19 protein-coding genes are annotated in these 15,400 nt (G+C 36.1%); 9 read left to right on the forward strand and 10 right to left on the reverse strand.

Annotation, left to right across the window (positions count from 1 at the left end; all coding sequences use genetic code 11):
* Window positions 1-214 precede the first annotated feature (214 nt).
* The 5 genes from ACTWQB_RS02875 to acpS form a co-directional block, all read right to left on the reverse strand.
* Entirely contained in the window at window positions 215-565 is a 351-nt protein-coding gene (locus tag ACTWQB_RS02875) for a type II toxin-antitoxin system PemK/MazF family toxin (RefSeq protein ID WP_054754806.1), read from the reverse strand.
* A 5-nt stretch (window positions 566-570) separates the two neighbouring features.
* Entirely contained in the window at window positions 571-849 is a 279-nt protein-coding gene (locus tag ACTWQB_RS02880; protein ID WP_443137678.1) for an antitoxin, read from the reverse strand.
* 130 nt (window positions 850-979) lie between these two features.
* The gene (gene alr, locus ACTWQB_RS02885) at window positions 980-2,104 is read right to left on the reverse strand and encodes an alanine racemase (protein ID WP_443137679.1); all 1,125 of its coding nucleotides are present in this window, start codon (window positions 2,102-2,104) and stop codon (window positions 980-982) included.
* Window positions 2,105-2,442: 338 nt separating this feature from the next.
* Window positions 2,443-3,465 (reverse strand): DUF4367 domain-containing protein, encoded by a 1,023-nt coding sequence (locus tag ACTWQB_RS02890; RefSeq protein WP_443137680.1) that lies wholly within the window; start codon window positions 3,463-3,465, stop codon window positions 2,443-2,445.
* A 158-nt stretch (window positions 3,466-3,623) separates the two neighbouring features.
* Complete coding sequence (gene acpS, locus ACTWQB_RS02895) at window positions 3,624-3,983, reverse strand: holo-ACP synthase (RefSeq protein ID WP_443137681.1); 360 nt, start codon at window positions 3,981-3,983, stop codon at window positions 3,624-3,626.
* Between the two features lie 119 nt (window positions 3,984-4,102).
* Between acpS and ACTWQB_RS02900 the strand changes: the two genes are divergently transcribed.
* The 3 genes from ACTWQB_RS02900 (at window position 4,103) to ACTWQB_RS02910 (ending at window position 6,712) form a co-directional block, all read left to right on the forward strand.
* Window positions 4,103-4,720, forward strand: a complete 618-nt coding sequence (locus ACTWQB_RS02900) for a rhomboid family intramembrane serine protease (protein ID WP_443137682.1) — start codon at window positions 4,103-4,105, stop codon at window positions 4,718-4,720.
* A 197-nt stretch (window positions 4,721-4,917) separates the two neighbouring features.
* Window positions 4,918-5,817 (forward strand): DMT family transporter, encoded by a 900-nt coding sequence (locus tag ACTWQB_RS02905; RefSeq protein ID WP_443137683.1) that lies wholly within the window; start codon window positions 4,918-4,920, stop codon window positions 5,815-5,817.
* 40 nt (window positions 5,818-5,857) lie between these two features.
* Window positions 5,858-6,712, forward strand: a complete 855-nt coding sequence (locus ACTWQB_RS02910) for a DegV family protein (RefSeq protein ID WP_443137684.1) — start codon at window positions 5,858-5,860, stop codon at window positions 6,710-6,712.
* 23 nt (window positions 6,713-6,735) lie between these two features.
* On the opposite strand, the gene ACTWQB_RS02915 is transcribed toward ACTWQB_RS02910, so the two are convergent.
* Entirely contained in the window at window positions 6,736-7,185 is a 450-nt protein-coding gene (locus tag ACTWQB_RS02915) for an MFS transporter (RefSeq protein WP_443137685.1), read from the reverse strand.
* 437 nt (window positions 7,186-7,622) lie between these two features.
* Between ACTWQB_RS02915 and ACTWQB_RS02920 the strand changes: the two genes are divergently transcribed.
* Window positions 7,623-8,021: a hypothetical protein gene (locus ACTWQB_RS02920; RefSeq protein WP_443137686.1), complete on the forward strand. Its 399-nt coding sequence runs from the start codon at window positions 7,623-7,625 to the stop codon at window positions 8,019-8,021.
* Between the two features lie 364 nt (window positions 8,022-8,385).
* On the opposite strand, the gene ACTWQB_RS02925 is transcribed toward ACTWQB_RS02920, so the two are convergent.
* From ACTWQB_RS02925 to ACTWQB_RS02935, 3 genes are all read right to left on the reverse strand, one after another.
* Entirely contained in the window at window positions 8,386-8,730 is a 345-nt protein-coding gene (locus tag ACTWQB_RS02925; protein WP_443137687.1) for a YppG family protein, read from the reverse strand.
* A 56-nt stretch (window positions 8,731-8,786) separates the two neighbouring features.
* Window positions 8,787-9,026, reverse strand: a complete 240-nt coding sequence (locus tag ACTWQB_RS02930; RefSeq protein ID WP_443137688.1) for a glutaredoxin family protein — start codon at window positions 9,024-9,026, stop codon at window positions 8,787-8,789.
* 63 nt (window positions 9,027-9,089) lie between these two features.
* Window positions 9,090-9,557, reverse strand: coding sequence for a MarR family winged helix-turn-helix transcriptional regulator (locus tag ACTWQB_RS02935; protein ID WP_443137689.1), 468 nt, complete (start codon window positions 9,555-9,557; stop codon window positions 9,090-9,092).
* 121 nt (window positions 9,558-9,678) lie between these two features.
* On the opposite strand from ACTWQB_RS02935, the gene ACTWQB_RS02940 reads away from it, so the two are divergent.
* Entirely contained in the window at window positions 9,679-10,305 is a 627-nt protein-coding gene (locus tag ACTWQB_RS02940) for a class I SAM-dependent methyltransferase (RefSeq protein ID WP_443137690.1), read from the forward strand.
* 4 nt (window positions 10,306-10,309) lie between these two features.
* Here ACTWQB_RS02940 and ACTWQB_RS02945 read toward each other — a convergent pair whose 3' ends face one another.
* Window positions 10,310-11,206, reverse strand: a complete 897-nt coding sequence (locus tag ACTWQB_RS02945) for a diacylglycerol/lipid kinase family protein (RefSeq protein WP_443137691.1) — start codon at window positions 11,204-11,206, stop codon at window positions 10,310-10,312.
* A 125-nt stretch (window positions 11,207-11,331) separates the two neighbouring features.
* Between ACTWQB_RS02945 and ACTWQB_RS02950 the strand changes: the two genes are divergently transcribed.
* The 4 genes from ACTWQB_RS02950 (at window position 11,332) to ACTWQB_RS02965 (ending at window position 15,319) form a co-directional block, all read left to right on the forward strand.
* Window positions 11,332-11,577, forward strand: coding sequence for a GlsB/YeaQ/YmgE family stress response membrane protein (locus ACTWQB_RS02950; protein WP_443137692.1), 246 nt, complete (start codon window positions 11,332-11,334; stop codon window positions 11,575-11,577).
* A gap of 140 nt (window positions 11,578-11,717) precedes the next feature.
* Complete coding sequence (locus tag ACTWQB_RS02955) at window positions 11,718-12,713, forward strand: LLM class flavin-dependent oxidoreductase (protein WP_443137693.1); 996 nt, start codon at window positions 11,718-11,720, stop codon at window positions 12,711-12,713.
* A 12-nt stretch (window positions 12,714-12,725) separates the two neighbouring features.
* Window positions 12,726-13,418, forward strand: a complete 693-nt coding sequence (locus tag ACTWQB_RS02960) for a VOC family protein (RefSeq protein ID WP_443137694.1) — start codon at window positions 12,726-12,728, stop codon at window positions 13,416-13,418.
* Between the two features lie 119 nt (window positions 13,419-13,537).
* Window positions 13,538-15,319: a M3 family oligoendopeptidase gene (locus tag ACTWQB_RS02965; RefSeq protein ID WP_443137695.1), complete on the forward strand. Its 1,782-nt coding sequence runs from the start codon at window positions 13,538-13,540 to the stop codon at window positions 15,317-15,319.
* Window positions 15,320-15,400 lie beyond the last annotated feature (81 nt).

The following is a 15,400-nucleotide window of genomic DNA, read 5'->3' on the forward strand; positions in this document are numbered from 1 at the left end:
ATTCTCGAAATTTCTCTATTTCTTTCAGGACAATTGGACGCACTCGTCCCCCATATTTGTTAACGAATCGATCCCAATGATTATGTTTATCAAAAAATATGCGTCTTAGAATATTATCCATACTAAAAAAATACCACAGAACAGCGTTCTATGGCACAATTTTTATACTTTCTTATCTTTTAAGAAAAAACACCTAGTGTCTATACTAGGTGTCTTAAAGGTCCATTAAACCTAAACTAATTTGTAAAGCTTCATCGACCTGTTTCATCAGGTGTTCATCCAATGAAGTTATTTTGTCGGTTAATCGTTGTTTATCAATCGTACGTATTTGTTCTAATAAGACTACCGAATCTCTTTCAAACTTATACTTTTTTGAATCAATCTCAACGTGGGTAGGCAGTTTAGCTTTCTGAATTTGAGCAGTAATAGCTGCCACAATCACCGTTGGACTAAAACGATTACCTATATTATTTTGTATAATGAGGACTGGGCGAACTCCGCCTTGCTCTGATCCTACAACGGGTGTTAGATCAGCATAGTAGACGTCGCCACGTTTTACGTACAAATTAATTACACCCCACTCACTAAGCGCTCAAGAGTGGTTTCAGCCTCCTCTTCGGCTTCAAATGCTTCAGATGCAATTCCTAAGTTGATATTTCTCATTTCGACATAACCACGGCGCATCTTATCTTTAATTTTACGTTTCTTTTCCTCTTGCACATAAGTGTTAACAGCTTGCAGGATTAATGCCTCACGATCAAGTTCATCGTGATTTTCAACTAAGTGATCACACTCGTTAATTAAAGACACGGGTAGTCTTACGACAATTTCTTTCGAAGCTTCAGACATTCCTTACACCCCCAGGTTAATTCGCGCAGCAAAATCTATTCATTATCATAGCACTCTTCCCCATGATTCGTAAAGAAAAAACAGAAAAAAAGTCGGTTATAAAAGAATTTTAAGTGATTTTTAAGAAAAATTAGTGTTTATTTTTATAGAACCTTGGAATTCTTTCACCTAACATACAAGGTATTTCATAGTTTATCGTTTCAAGATGGTCAGCTACATCATCCATCGTAACTAGACTAGATTCTTGAGAGCCAATTAGTGTAACGGTAGTACCTAATTCATAACGTTGGTCGAGTTTTATCATGCATTGGTCCATGCATATACGACCAACAATCGGAAAAAGTTGGTTTTCAATTTGGATTTCAAAGTTTTGTAGCTTTCGTATCCATCCATCCCCATAACCAATTGGGATAGTTCCGATCCATTCGTCTTCTGGAGCACGATAAGTAGCTCCGTAACTAATTGCATCACCTTTGTGAATCCACTTAACATGAATGAGCTTAGAATATAGTGCAAAGGCAGGTTTCAAGTTAATCGGTTTCTCTGCTTTAATTGGTTTGGATGGGTATAGCCCATACATACTAATTCCAAACCGTACACCATCATACATATCATTTGGAAAGCGCATAGAAGCAGCTGAGTTACCAATATGAATTGTAATTGAATCTGGCAAATAAGGTTTAACTTGTTTTAACCACTGTCGGAATGCCCCCAATTGTTGATGAAAGTATTTCAAGTCTTCTTCATCAGCCGTTGCAAAATGGGTGAAAACACCTGTGATTCTAATATTAGAATCATTACAAGCCCTAATAACATCATATGCTTCTTCAACACTTCTTATACCTATACGTCCCATACCTGTGTCAACTTTAAGGTGGATAGATAAATCTTGATCCTCTAATTGACCTTTAGCCTGTTCTATCCATTCCGTTTGAAAGGCTGTGAGTGTAATACCATTTTCAGCAGCCAACTGGACGTAGTCTGGGCTTGTCCAACCCATCACAATAATCGGAATTTCCTTGAAATGTTTTCTTAACCTCAAAGCTTCGTCTAATATTGCAACAGCTAATGTAGTAGCTCCAGCCTCAAGAGCTGCTTGCGCTACTTCAACTTCTCCATGTCCATAAGCATCAGCTTTAACAACAGCGAAGACTTCTTTATCTAGTAGATGTTTTTTCATTTCTCTTACATTGTGACGAATCGCATCAAGATCAATGTCAATCCATGTATCACGATGATATCCAGCTTTATCCATGCTATACCCTCTTCTAATTGTTATTTATACTGTCATTATTATCTTAGTAACCTTCTGATACTGTCAATGGAATCACCGCTGGAAATTATATTAAATTGATTTGGCATACATAAAATCAATAACGATATAAATTTATTAGACATAAGAAATCATTATATGAGACATTTGAGGACAAATTGAGGAATAGAATTTTGTCGAAAATGGGTATTCGTCTTAATTTATAAGACATTGAAGTCAATTTATAGGACATTATAGCTAAAATATGAGATATTGGCACAAAAAAATTACCCATAATAGAAACTATTACGGGTAATCAATAATTCACAACAGTATTCATTTTATTTCATCGCTTGCCCTTGAACAGATTTAGCAATTGCCATCATCTCTTCAATGGTTAACGTGTCACTCGCTAACACGAAACTCATACCATCTTGTTGCCACTCAAGGGAATGACCAGAAAAATGACCCACTGTAAAGCCTAAGTCTACCATTTCACCCTGTGCGTAGACTGGTACATCTACAGAGGTAGGGTGAGAATTCGCGTACATCTCTTGTACTAACGAGAAGTGCTTGTCACCTTCATACGTTAAGATTGATCGCTCGCCATTTTCCGTCGAAACTACTTTCTCGTTTGTGAACTCAACCCCTTCAGGTAAGTTCGTTGGATAATAGACCGCCATTGACTGTTCTTCTAACTCAGCAACAGTTGGAACACTAACTGTACCTTCTGCTAAGTTTTGCTCAGTATTGAATTCACCCTCTTCAATTTCAGGGTTAAATTCAAATTCTGTGAAATCTACTTTCACCATCGTCTCATTTTGAGAGTTTAACACTCTTACATGAGCTGGCTCATATGTTTTCTTATGGAAGTAGATTTTTTGGTAAGGTAATTGTTGATTACCTTTATAGTTCGTTTTCACAGTAAACTCATAGAAATTTTCCGTACTCTTGAATTCACGGTCAGAGTCATTTGCGATATCTGACACTAACGATGTGAATAGATATGGCTGGCTATGATGTTTCGGCCAATCATTTTGGAACTTGTAACTTTTGTTGATGGAAGGAGTTAATACAAAAACACCTTCGTCATTTCTTAAGATTACTTGGTTCCCTTTTTCATCTAGCTCATTTTGAAGTACAACTTTGTAATAATCGTCTTTCTTATGCCAAACTTGTACATCAAATTGTTGTGGTTCTTCTCCTGTTTCGATCACCATGTCTGCATTTGCTTTAAAGCTTTGCATGTCCCCTGCTTTTTTGTTTAATGCATCCACAACATCTTCAGCCGTGTTCTCTCCACACGCTGCCAGTAGCCCCACCATTGACAAGAGTAAAATGAAGAGCACTAGTTTTCTTTTCATTCAGACAACTCCTTCGCCTCATAATCGTTACTTATTCTTTAGGAACAAGCGATCTATTCGTGTTGCGGTGACAATGTGCACATTGGATCATTTGTTACCCCGCAATACACTATATGAGACGACTTGTCTTAATATGCAGACTAGCTATAAGAGAAATTTTATTTTTCTATAATGACTTGTGCTACAGCGTATTCCTTACTATGAGAAATAGATACATGTGCGCCTTCTTTAAATATTCCATTTTCAAATAGTTGAGGACGTCCATATTCATCAGCAATAATTTCTATAGATTGAAAAGATAGATGACGCCCGATTCCTGTGCCCATTGCCTTACTATAAGCCTCTTTAACTGCAAACCTTCCAGCAATATATTCTACTTTTCTCTTTTGATGAGTATAACTTTCAAGCTTGTCTCTTTCTCTATCAGTTAAAATTCTACGTATAAATTGATCGCCTTTATTGATTAAACGTTCAATTCTATGTAATTCAACAAGGTCAATCCCTGTACCGATAATCATATTTTCACTCTACTTTCCACAAATTTAATTGAAACTTTTAATAAAGATTAGTATCCTTAAGAAAAGTGCTTATAACACGATTTTAAGCGCATACATATTTTACGAAAGAGGCGACCTAAATGTTTTTCATCCGAACTGAAAGCTTTCAACAGTTTTTAAAGCTTTACCCTGTTGTATCAGTAATCGTCGCCATCAATCTAATTTTATTCTTATTTACTCATATCATCACGTTACCCATATTTGTTGATTTGTTTACATTAATGGTTGGGTTTAACCTATATATTCAAATGGGTGAATATTGGCGGCTATTAACTCCTATCTTCCTTCACGGGAGTATTATGCACGTCTTGTTTAATAGCTTTAGTACTGTATTATTTGGTCCTGCTTTAGAACAAATGCTGGGTAAATTTAAGTTTATTTTATCATATTTATTAACGGGGATTCTGGCAAATGTTGCTTACTACTTCCTTGGAGATCTCATGGCTTCACATGTAGGGGCTTCAGGTGCGATTTATGGCCTATTTGGTCTATATGCTTATATGATTTTCGCTAGACGCGACTTAATTGATTCGCAAAGTACACAGATCGTTGTTGTCTTTATTATTATCGGTTTCTTAACATCGTTTGGACCTGGTATTAACTATATTGCACATATCTTCGGCTTTATTGCTGGGTTAGCATTAGGTCCCATACTAATCGACAAGATTAAGAACAGCTATTATGATCGATATATTTAAGGTTAATCATAACCTTTTCCTATAAAAGGGGCAGATTGTTTTCAAAAACGGACCGTACTTTTGGAAAAAGGGCCGATATTTTTAATAGTGGGAGTATATTCTTAAAAAGAGGCCGACAAATTTCTCAAACTGGCCGTAAATCTCAAAAAAGAGGCCATTATCCTAACCATAAACTTACCAATCGAGGTGTTCGAGGAATGGAGCAAAGACAAGTCGCACCATACATAGCCATTACAATCGGTGTACTAGCCGTTTCAACTTCAGCCATCTTTGTCCGATTAGCTGATGCTCCTTCTTCAATTGTAGCTCTTTATCGGTTAGTGTTTGCTGTTTTACTCATGCTACCGCTTGTTTTAATAAAGTTCCGTCACGAATTAGGTAATATTTCAAAAAGAGACTTGCTATTATCAACGGCATCGGGTATATTTTTAGCTTTACATTTCATTTTATGGTTTGAATCTCTAAATCACACATCCGTTGCCAGTTCGGTCGTATTAGTGACAACACAACCTATTTGGGCATTTATTGGCGGGTACCTATTCTTTAAAGAGCGATTCACAAGTGGTGGAGTTATTAGCTTAGTCATTGCTTTTGTTGGGAGTGTCATTATCAGTTGGGGTGATTTCCAAATTAGTGGCATGGCTTTATTTGGAAACTTTCTAGCTTTGATGGGTGCTATTGCAGTGACTGGTTACTTTTTATTTGGCCAGACTGTTAGACAACGTTTAACTTTAATTCCATACACATTCATCGTTTATGGGATCAGTTCTATTACGTTAATTATTTACAATTTAATATTAAATGAACCATTTACGGGGTATACAACTGATACATGGCTTTACTTCTTAGCTTTAGCGATCATCCCGACATTTTTTGGCCATACGCTATTTAACTGGGCCATAAAATGGGTGAATGCATCAACAATTACGATGGGAATTCTATTTGAACCAGTTGGTGCCTCAATCTTAGCATTCTTCCTCCTAGATGAACTTGTCACATGGTCACAGTTTTTAGGTGGAGTCATAGTTATATTTGGTTTAATACTATTTATTTTTAGCACATCTAAGAAAAAGAAGGTCAAAGTATTAGACAATTAGCATATTAAATTATAAAAAGAAAATAAAAAGAGGTGAGGTTATGGATTTTCAACTAATGGTAGACGGCGGTGCTGATCTATCGAAAGAAACCATAGAACGTTTTAACATTAAGATTGTCCCACTGAATATTCATTTCGAGGATGCGGAATACAAAGCTGGAGAAGACTTAGATTTGCAGACATTTTATAACAAAATGTCTGAAGCTGAAGAATTGCCAAAGACCTCCGCTTCAAGCCCAAATGACTTCTATGATGCCTTTAAAGAAGTAGACCCAGAAATCCCAATATTAATGCTTGCACTTACGAAGAACTTAAGTGCTACGTATCAAAACGCGGTTCTTGGTAAGGAAATGCTTCTAGATGAAGAACCAAACCGAAAAATTGAAATCATTAATACAAAGACAGCTTCTAGCGGAATTGCGTTATTAGCTAATGAAGCTATTAAATTAAAGCTAGAACAAGTCGACTTCAAGGAAATAACCGAAAAGCTTAAAGGCTATGTTGAAAAAACGACGACACTTTTTTCATTAAAAACCGTAGAAAACCTTATTAAAGGCGGAAGATTGGACAAGATGCGCGGAACAATCGCAAAAACCCTTAACATTAAGTTGTTAATGAAAGCATCAGAAGAAGGTACCATTGAAGTAACCGAGAAGGTCCGAGGGGAGAAAAAAGCATTACGCCGCCTTGTTGATCAAATTGGAGATTACTCTAAATCATTGGAAGGCAAAACAATCGCCCTCGCCCATAGTAACTGTGAAGAGAAGGCAAAAAAAGTATTAGCTACCATTCGTGAAAAGTATCAACCAGAAGAAGAGATGCTTGTTGAGATGGGTCCTCTCATTGCAACACATGCTGGGGAAAGTGCCCTTGTCCTGTCATTCCTTGAAGATTAATAATGAAAAAAAGTGCTGACCGATTATCGGTCAGCACTTTTGTATGTTCCATGATATTTTTCATAGTCTGGTGCAGGTGAGAAGATTGCTAAGATCATGGCTATAATTGGAAGTATGAGTACAAGTAATAATATTTCTTGATAACCTCCGTACCATGCAAAGAAATAACCAAATGGAATTGGTCCTAATGCTGAACCGAAAACCATAGTAGATTGCGCTAGAATCTTTATACTTCCAAGATGCGTTCTACCGAAGTAGTTTGGCCATACAATACTTAACGCAATACGCTCAAATCCGTGGGCGAACCCCCATATTACGCCGTATATAATAGCTCCTGTGGCACTAGATACAAAATAGAGCGTTGTGATTGCAATAATGTGTATCGCAAACATGCCAGATAATATATAGTTCACTTTCACTTTATCTGCTAAATATCCCGATATAAATGTAACTGGGAATCCGATAATTGCCATTATTGATATATATTTTAAACTAAAATAATGGGTTATAGTAGTAATATGTAGTTTACAGTCTGAAAAAATTGACAACAGTCTGAACTGCGTTAATACGATTATATCATTGGGATGCTAGTGCTAATGGGCAGAGTATATATAGTTTGTCACCACCAATGGAAATTGAATTGTAGATTATTAATATAATAGATATCCATTATGTAAGAAAAATGACAGAAAGACGAGACGGTAATTAATACAACAATTGCCGTCTCTTTGACATTATGAATTTATGATCACTCATTTCTAGGATGAAAAAAATCATCTAAGTAAGGTGTAAATATGTATAATGTTTTTGGTTAAAGCCTGTGTGTTAGCTTGAATTGCATGTTATCCTTATAAAATATAATATTAAGAGGGACTTAAGCAAAAGTTGAGAAGAATCTGGGGGAGATTACTTGAAAAGAAAATTACTAATTTCACTTATTACATCAATAATATCTGTTCCAATAGTTGCCTATTTTTTTAATGATTTTATTTTTCCTGCCCATTTCGGTTTGCTTGGATTTGTTAGTCTTTGGGTAGTACCAATTATACTAATCTATGGAATTCCAGTTTCATTTATATCAGATAAAGTGACCCAAAAAAAACTGGGTTCTAAACGCATGTTTTATTCACTAACTATTCACTTATTTTTAGGCACACTATTTGCATACCTTTTTATTTTAATTTTTGATAACAGATTTATTCCTTCTATGGCACATCCAGTAGATCGAACATTATTACTAGGTTCAATGGTTACAGCCTTCGTTTTTTGGGGCGTTACTGAGTATTTGAGACTTAAATCATATAAATAATCGGCCACTAGTTTAATTAAACCACTGCTATGCAAAAAACTTCGTTTACCAGAGTTATGAATGATGTATACCCTTTGGATAATCTCTGAACGTGCGCATAACAAGTAATTTTAAAGATTTACCTGCCTTCTACGCAAAATTTACTAAATGTTGAAAATTAATCTTTTTAGACGAGAAGTATTTAAATTATAGAGTAATTTATATGACATTAATTGCTTTATAAACTATCCTTTCGATTAAAGAGTAGGGCAGATAGAAAATAAAGTGTTAAAGACAGTATTACTCTTAACCGAAAAAGAGGTAAAAGATATATCATAATTGTAAACCTAAAAAATAAGTCTTTCCGATAATGAATCGGAAAGACTTAAGGTCTCATTCCCTTGACGAAGTCATTTAACGTCTTAACCATTGGGGCGATTTGAGATGCTGTTTTCATAAATTGATTAGTTGTTGCAATCACCTTATCTATATCCACTTCACCTTGATCATCTTGAAAGTATTGAAGTAATGGAGCCACAGTGTTTTGTAAATTCATAGAATGATTTTGCTCATATTGATCTGGAACTTCAAAATATAATGGTTGTTGTTCATTGTGAAATTGTTGCTGATATGGGTTCTGAGAATATTGGTTCGGATAATAATAGGAAGGATAATAATAATTATTAGGGAAATCTGGTTCATTGAATATTTGATTACGATGGTTATTCAAGGTACACACCTCCTAACTCATCTTATGATAGATGGGCTAGGAAGAGTGTTTGTCTATTAGTGAATACCTAATTCTTTTTTAATTCGGTTGAATTGCAAGCCTTCAATATAAGTATCACCTATCAAAATTGTAGGTGTCGCAAATATTCCTTGGTCTTGCAAAATCTTTAGGTGATCAGGGTTTTCTTTTATATTCCGTTCTTCGAAATTAACCCCCCATGAATCAAGCTGACGTTTTAAATGCTCCGACTTTCTACACTGCTCATGACTGTAGACAATAACCGATTGATTATTCAATTAATGTCACCTCATTCTAGTTGTTACGTAATCCTTATTCCCATTACGTAATTAAGGTAAACATTACGAATTATTTTTTAATGAATCTGCATGAAGGCCTAATCGCTTAATTAAATCAATCGCCTGTTGTTTTTCTTCATTAGATAAACCATCCATAATGTGTTCAATTTGCTTCCAATGTTGAGGGAATATGTCATTCAATAATAAGCGTCCCTTTTCTGTTATTTGGGCAAACGTCACACGACGATCTTGATCAGACCGCACACGCTCTAAATAGCCTTTTTTCTCCAAATTATTAACAACATAGGTAATACTTCCGCTTGTTAATAAAATTCGTTCACCAATTTTTTGTAAAGGTTGTGCCCCTCTATGATAAAGTAATTCTAAAGTTGCAAACTCAGTTGGGTTTAGCCCATAACGAACCATATCGTCTTGAGCCAAATCTAAAATAGTTCTAGTTGCTTTTGATAATACGACAAATAACTTTAAAGAAGGATCTTCTCTACGTTCTTTATAAACTTCATGTTCCATAATTTCCATCACCTTCCTGTCTTATAAACTCATTATAAGGATTACAGTGAAAAGCGTCAAAACAGTTTTCAAACAAATATAAATCTGTCATAATAAACTTGCTTCAAGGAGGTTTAAAAATATGATTGAAGATACAGGTGAACGCGTAGTTCCGAAGCTGATGGATCCATTAAACCCGCTATTGTTAGAGCATATTGCTCGTTACCAATTTGCACTTGATTATTTGTACGGGAGAGTATTAGATTTATCATGTGGTGCTGGATACGGTACACATATGATTGCCAAACGTCGAAAGAAAGAAGTTATTGAAGTAGTTGGACTAGACCTTGATCAAGAAGTTATTAGGTATGCGAAAGGTGAATACTATCATCCTAAATCAAGATTTGAAGTGGGTGATGCAACGGATCCATCTTTGGTAGATACTTATGGGGCATTTGATTGCATCGTAAGCTTTGAAACAATTGAACATATTGAAGATGAACAAGCCATTTTAGATAATTATTATAGATTGTTAAAGCCTGGCGGAACCTTAATTGTGTCAACTCCGTTCGGCGAAGGTCGTGGTGTACCATGCGGAAATCCATTCCACATATACCAGCTTACTCAAGATGAATTTAGAAATCTATTTAAAAACCAATACGAAGAAGTAGAATTTTTCTATCAAAACGGCGTCGTTTTAGAGCCTTTTAAACGAGAGAACGTTCATTATCCACTCGGTGTAGCTGTATGCAAAAAGAGCGAAGAATAGTCAACTATTCTTCGCCTACTAAATTCTCTCCAACTATTACATCTAGTTGATCCGGTAAAGCTTGAACCTCAATAGGGGTTTCTAAATATACTTCCCCATCTGTATCTACCTCTTCTACAGTTGCTGCGTTAATCTTAACTTTTTTTCCTGTCATATGTTTAATTTGATTATCTTTATTTTCATCTCGAATGTAAGATAGTGAAAACCAATCTCGAATCGTTTGTAAATTAGATTCTTTAATAATGAGAATATCTAATTGTCCATCATGAATAGAAATGGTTGGTAACGGAAATTGGTGAGTTCCTATGAAATGACCGTTCATGACTAAGACCATGACTGCTTCCTCAGTAAAAGTTTCACCATCCACGGTTATCTCAAATTGGTTTGTTTCACTTTGCTGAAACTTTTGAATCGCACTTATAAAATAACTTAGCCTTCCTAGTGATTGTTTTAATTGCTCATCTATATTCTCAGACGTTTCTGTTATAAGGCCGACACCAGAAAAATTCATAAAATACCGATTATTAATTGATGCTACATCAACAGCCTGTGGTTGTGATTGAACAATATTTTGAGCGGCTTTTTTAATATTTAACGGGATTTCTAACGTACGAGCTATATCATTACATGTACCTCCAGGTAAAATAGCCATGTAAGGAGGTTTTTCTAAAGACATTAATTCATTTACTACTTCATGAACCGTTCCGTCTCCACCATAAACAATCACAAGATCCACATCTTGTTGACATGCCTCTTTTAAGTCCTCAATTGATTCAGATTGATAAATGGTTAGTTCTTTAATATATGGATGTAAAATAGGGATTGCCTGTTGCATCAGCTTGCTCTTCTCATCCTCAGGCTTATCAGCATTTAATATTAACATCGCACGTTGGTAGTTCATATCATCACTCCATTATTATTAGTTTTCCTCAACAAGTCAAAGTTCAAACCAGTTAATAGTATTGTTTTGCCACTATACGAATATGGGTATAGTAGTAACAACAATTTAGAAAAAGGAGTGTTAGAATGGGATTAATACTATTTCTAATAGTTGGTGGGATTATCGGTTGGATTGCTGGTCTAATGTTAGGCGGTGTACCAGGCGGAATTATAGGTAATATTGTAGCTGGTATTATTGGTGCATGGATCGGTGAGTCCTTATTTGGGCCTTTAGGTCCTGAAATAATGGGTATTCCAATCTTATCAGCAATTCTAGGTGCGTTAATTTTTGTTGCTATCTTAAGTATTATTCTAAAAATGATTAGAAGATAATTCATTCCCACATAAGCTTTTGCGACATTTCGACGCAAAAGCTTTTTTTCACTATTACAGTTAAAGGCATATCAATTGAATTTTATTAATAAATATCAAACAATTAAGGCATATATTTCAAATTAGAAAGGTGTCTAACTATGAGTTTACAACTAAGTGTTTTAGACCAATCACCTCTACTACAAGGTCACAACGAACAAGATGCTTTGGCACAAACAATAGCCTTAGCCAAACATGTTGATGAGTTAGGATATAAACGTTTCTGGATGAGTGAACACCATAGTACAAAAAGTTTGGCAGGTTCTGCACCTGAAATCTTAGTATCTGCTGTTGCAGCTCAAACGAAACATATACGAGTTGGTACGGGTGGTGTTTTATTGCCTCATTACAGCCCGTATAAAATCGCTGAAACGTTTCGTGTGCTCGAAGGGCTATATCCAGGGCGAATAGATTTAGGAATTGGGCGTGCTCCAGGCGGAATGCCGGGAGTTAACTACGCATTAAACCGTGGTCAGTATCCAGATGTCCAAAGTTACCCTACTCAAGTATCTCACCTGATTGATTACCTAATAGGGGAATCACCAGAAGGCTATGAAGTGAAGGCAACTCCATTTGGAAGTACGGTCCCTCCCGTGTTTATGTTAGGGTCTAGTGGCGGAAGTGCATCTGTTGCTGGTCAACTTGGTACTGGTTACACATTCGCTCAATTCATCAATGGAGATGGTCACCCAGCTGCTATTGATCGTTATTATAATAGTTTTATTCCATCAGACATTATGAGAGAGCCTCAAGCCAGTGTAGCCGTATTCGCCGTCATTGGTGATACTGAAGAGGAAGCTGAATTTTTTGCATCAAGCTTAGATTATGCCTTATTAACATTGGCACAAGGGAAAGTTCGACAATACTTCCCTTCACCTGAAGAAGCAAGTCAAAACAAATATAATATGTATGAACAAGAGGCGATCCGTGATAACCGTAAGCGAATGATTGTCGGTGATGTGCAGAGTGTCAAGCAACAACTTGAGCACTTAGCTGATACATTTAAGGTTAATGAAATTATGGTTAACTGTATTGTAAGTCCATTTGAACGACGCGTAGATTCTTATACAAAATTAGCTAACGCATTTAATTTATAAGGAGTGAACGTTATGTTAGCTTTTGATCATTTAGTGATATACTCAAACGATCCTAAGCGACATCAAGAAATTTTCTCTTCATCTCATAAACAAGTTGGCGTCCAAGGAGGTCAGCACAACGATTGGGGTACTCACAATTATTTGGCATTTTATAACAATAACGCTTATGTTGAGTGGCTAGGGATTGATGATGAAACGAAAGCCAAATCATCGGATAACCCTCTTATTCAACATGCTTATCATGCTATGACTAGCGAACATGAAGGTCCCATTCAGTTCGCATTAAGAGTGGACGATATCAAACGATACCAACAACATTTTGAGGATCATAACATTGAGTATGCAGGCCCCTTTCCTGGTAAACGGACTCGGCCTGATGGAAGTACTTTAGAGTGGAGTATGTTATTTCCTAAATATGACTTTAATTCAGAACCTCTTCCATTTTTAATAGAATGGAGTGGTGAAGGGAATAAACCTTTAGACCAAGCAGACATGAATCCAAGTGATTTTAATAAAATCATGGTTTACTCTAATAATCCAAAAGATTTTGTATCCCGTCTGAAATCAATTTACTTACTAGATGACCCACAATCAAAAGATGGATTTGAATGGGAATTAGAAAACGGTAAACTTATTGTGAAAAAAGGTACAGGATTAGAAGCACGTTTTAAGTTCAATTTAATCAAATTTAAGTCAACATATTAAGGCCTCGACTAAGAGGTCTTTTTTATTTCCTAACCCGAAATATTCTTTAATCGAAGTTTTGATTATGGTATAATGACCATAATTGAAAGAATATTTTGAAGTTATGAGGAGGCCAACATATGAGTCAAACAACTTACCCAGTAGTCTGGGACTTAGATGTCTTTTTTAAAGGTGGTAGTGAATCGCCTGAATTACGTCAACATTTAGATGAAACGAAAGAACGTGTGCGTACATATGCAGAAGCAGCAAAATCATTTAATACACCAACTTCTGCTTCTGATGCTGAAGAAGTAGTTAGCAAGTTAGAAGAAGTGTCTGACTTAATGCAACACATTAGACAAGCAAGTGCTTTTGTTAGCTGTTTAGAGGCTCAAGATATGAGTGATCAGAAAGCGAGCGCCTTACGCAGTGAAATTACAGAAATGAGTGCATTATTTGGCTCATCCATGAATGTTATTAAGCAGAAGCTTTCTAAAACCGAAGATAGCGTATGGAATGAATTATTAGAGCATGAAAAATTAAGCGAACTAACCTTTGTATTAAACGAATGGCGCGACCAAGCCAAAGAAGAGCTATCTGAAGAGGAAGAAGCTTTAATCACAGCTTTATCTGTAGATGGTTATCATGCTTGGGGGCAAATGTATAACACAATTGTTGGTGGTATGACTGTCAAAGTTAACGGTGAAGAATTATCTGTTGGTCAGACTAATAACTTATTGTCTCATGAAGACCCAGCTATTCGTAAAGAAGCTTATGAAAAGTTAGAAGCGGCTTGGAAAGAGAAGGAACACCTTTTTGCTAAAACATTAAATCACTTAGCTGGCTTCCGTCTTAACACATACAAAAAGCGTGGATGGGATAACGTACTTAAAGAACCACTTGATATTAATCGCATGAAGGAAGAAACGCTAGATGCGATGTGGGATGCGATCTCTAAAAACAAAGAGTTATTTGTAGACTACTTAAATCGTAAAGCACAACTGTTAGGTAAAGAAAAATTAGAATGGTACGATCTTGGAGCACCAACTCAAAAGAACAAGAAAAAATTATCTTATGATGAAGGTGCGGAATTTATCTTAAAACATTTTGAAAAGTTCAGCCCGAAAATGGCAAGCTTTGCTAAACGTGCATTTGAAGAGGCGTGGATTGAAGCTGAGGACCGTCCAGGTAAGCGCCCAGGTGGTTTCTGTACAGGCTTCCCATTAAGTGAGCAGTCTCGTATTTTTATGACTTATAGCGGTTCAATGTCTAACGTGGCAACACTGGCACATGAATTAGGCCATGCGTTTCACTCATTTGCGTTAAAAGGTGTTCATCCACTAAACCGTCGTTATGCGATGAACGTGGCTGAGACAGCTTCTACTTTTGCAGAAATGATCGTGGCAGACGCATCTGTAAAAGAAGCAAACTCAGATGAAGAAAAAATTGCATTATTAGAAGATAAATTACAACGTAGTGTCGCGTTCTTTATGAACATCCATTCTCGCTTCTTATTCGAAACACGCTTTTATGAAGAGCGTAAAAATGGGTTTGTTCCAGCTAGTCGCTTGAATGAATTAACAGATCAAGCTCAACGTGAGGCTTATTGTGATACTGTAAATTCAACAAGCCCTAGTTATTGGTCGAACAAACTCCACTTCCATATTACAGGTGTTCCGTTTTATAACTTCCCGTACACATTCGGTTACCTGTTCTCATTAAGCATTTATGCTAAAGCACTTGAGGAAGGCACAAATTACGAAGATCAATATATGGCACTTCTTCGCGATACAGCTGTGATGAGTGTTGAGGACCTTGCTATGAAACACTTAGGCGAAGATATCACAAAAGAATCATTCTGGGAGAAAGGTATCGAACTTTGCAAGAACGATGTGAAAGAATACTTAAACTTGACTGAGTAGATATTGATTGATTAAGGCCGGATGGTTCCGGCCTTTTCTTATATTTTTCATGACATATGGTCAAGAATATCGGCCTGTTTT

It is taken from the genome of Piscibacillus sp. B03 (genome assembly GCF_052246295.1).
Lineage (GTDB): Bacteria > Bacillota > Bacilli > Bacillales > Alkalibacillaceae > Piscibacillus.

Coding starts and splice junctions, on each gene's coding strand:
- ACTWQB_RS02880 (WP_443137678.1), bottom strand. CDS start 849: ATGTCTGAAGCTTCGAAAGAAATTGTCGTAAGACTACCCGTGTCTTTA.
- alr (WP_443137679.1), bottom strand. CDS start 2,104: ATGGATAAAGCTGGATATCATCGTGATACATGGATTGACATTGATCTT.
- ACTWQB_RS02890 (WP_443137680.1), bottom strand. CDS start 3,465: ATGAAAAGAAAACTAGTGCTCTTCATTTTACTCTTGTCAATGGTGGGG.
- acpS (WP_443137681.1), bottom strand. CDS start 3,983: ATGATTATCGGTACAGGGATTGACCTTGTTGAATTACATAGAATTGAA.
- ACTWQB_RS02900 (WP_443137682.1), top strand. CDS start 4,103: ATGTTTTTCATCCGAACTGAAAGCTTTCAACAGTTTTTAAAGCTTTAC.
- ACTWQB_RS02905 (WP_443137683.1), top strand. CDS start 4,918: ATGGAGCAAAGACAAGTCGCACCATACATAGCCATTACAATCGGTGTA.
- ACTWQB_RS02910 (WP_443137684.1), top strand. CDS start 5,858: ATGGATTTTCAACTAATGGTAGACGGCGGTGCTGATCTATCGAAAGAA.
- ACTWQB_RS02915 (WP_443137685.1), bottom strand. CDS start 7,185: ATGGCAATTATCGGATTCCCAGTTACATTTATATCGGGATATTTAGCA.
- ACTWQB_RS02935 (WP_443137689.1), bottom strand. CDS start 9,557: ATGGAACATGAAGTTTATAAAGAACGTAGAGAAGATCCTTCTTTAAAG.
- ACTWQB_RS02940 (WP_443137690.1), top strand. CDS start 9,679: ATGATTGAAGATACAGGTGAACGCGTAGTTCCGAAGCTGATGGATCCA.
- ACTWQB_RS02945 (WP_443137691.1), bottom strand. CDS start 11,206: ATGAACTACCAACGTGCGATGTTAATATTAAATGCTGATAAGCCTGAG.
- ACTWQB_RS02950 (WP_443137692.1), top strand. CDS start 11,332: ATGGGATTAATACTATTTCTAATAGTTGGTGGGATTATCGGTTGGATT.
- ACTWQB_RS02955 (WP_443137693.1), top strand. CDS start 11,718: ATGAGTTTACAACTAAGTGTTTTAGACCAATCACCTCTACTACAAGGT.
- ACTWQB_RS02960 (WP_443137694.1), top strand. CDS start 12,726: ATGTTAGCTTTTGATCATTTAGTGATATACTCAAACGATCCTAAGCGA.
- ACTWQB_RS02965 (WP_443137695.1), top strand. CDS start 13,538: ATGAGTCAAACAACTTACCCAGTAGTCTGGGACTTAGATGTCTTTTTT.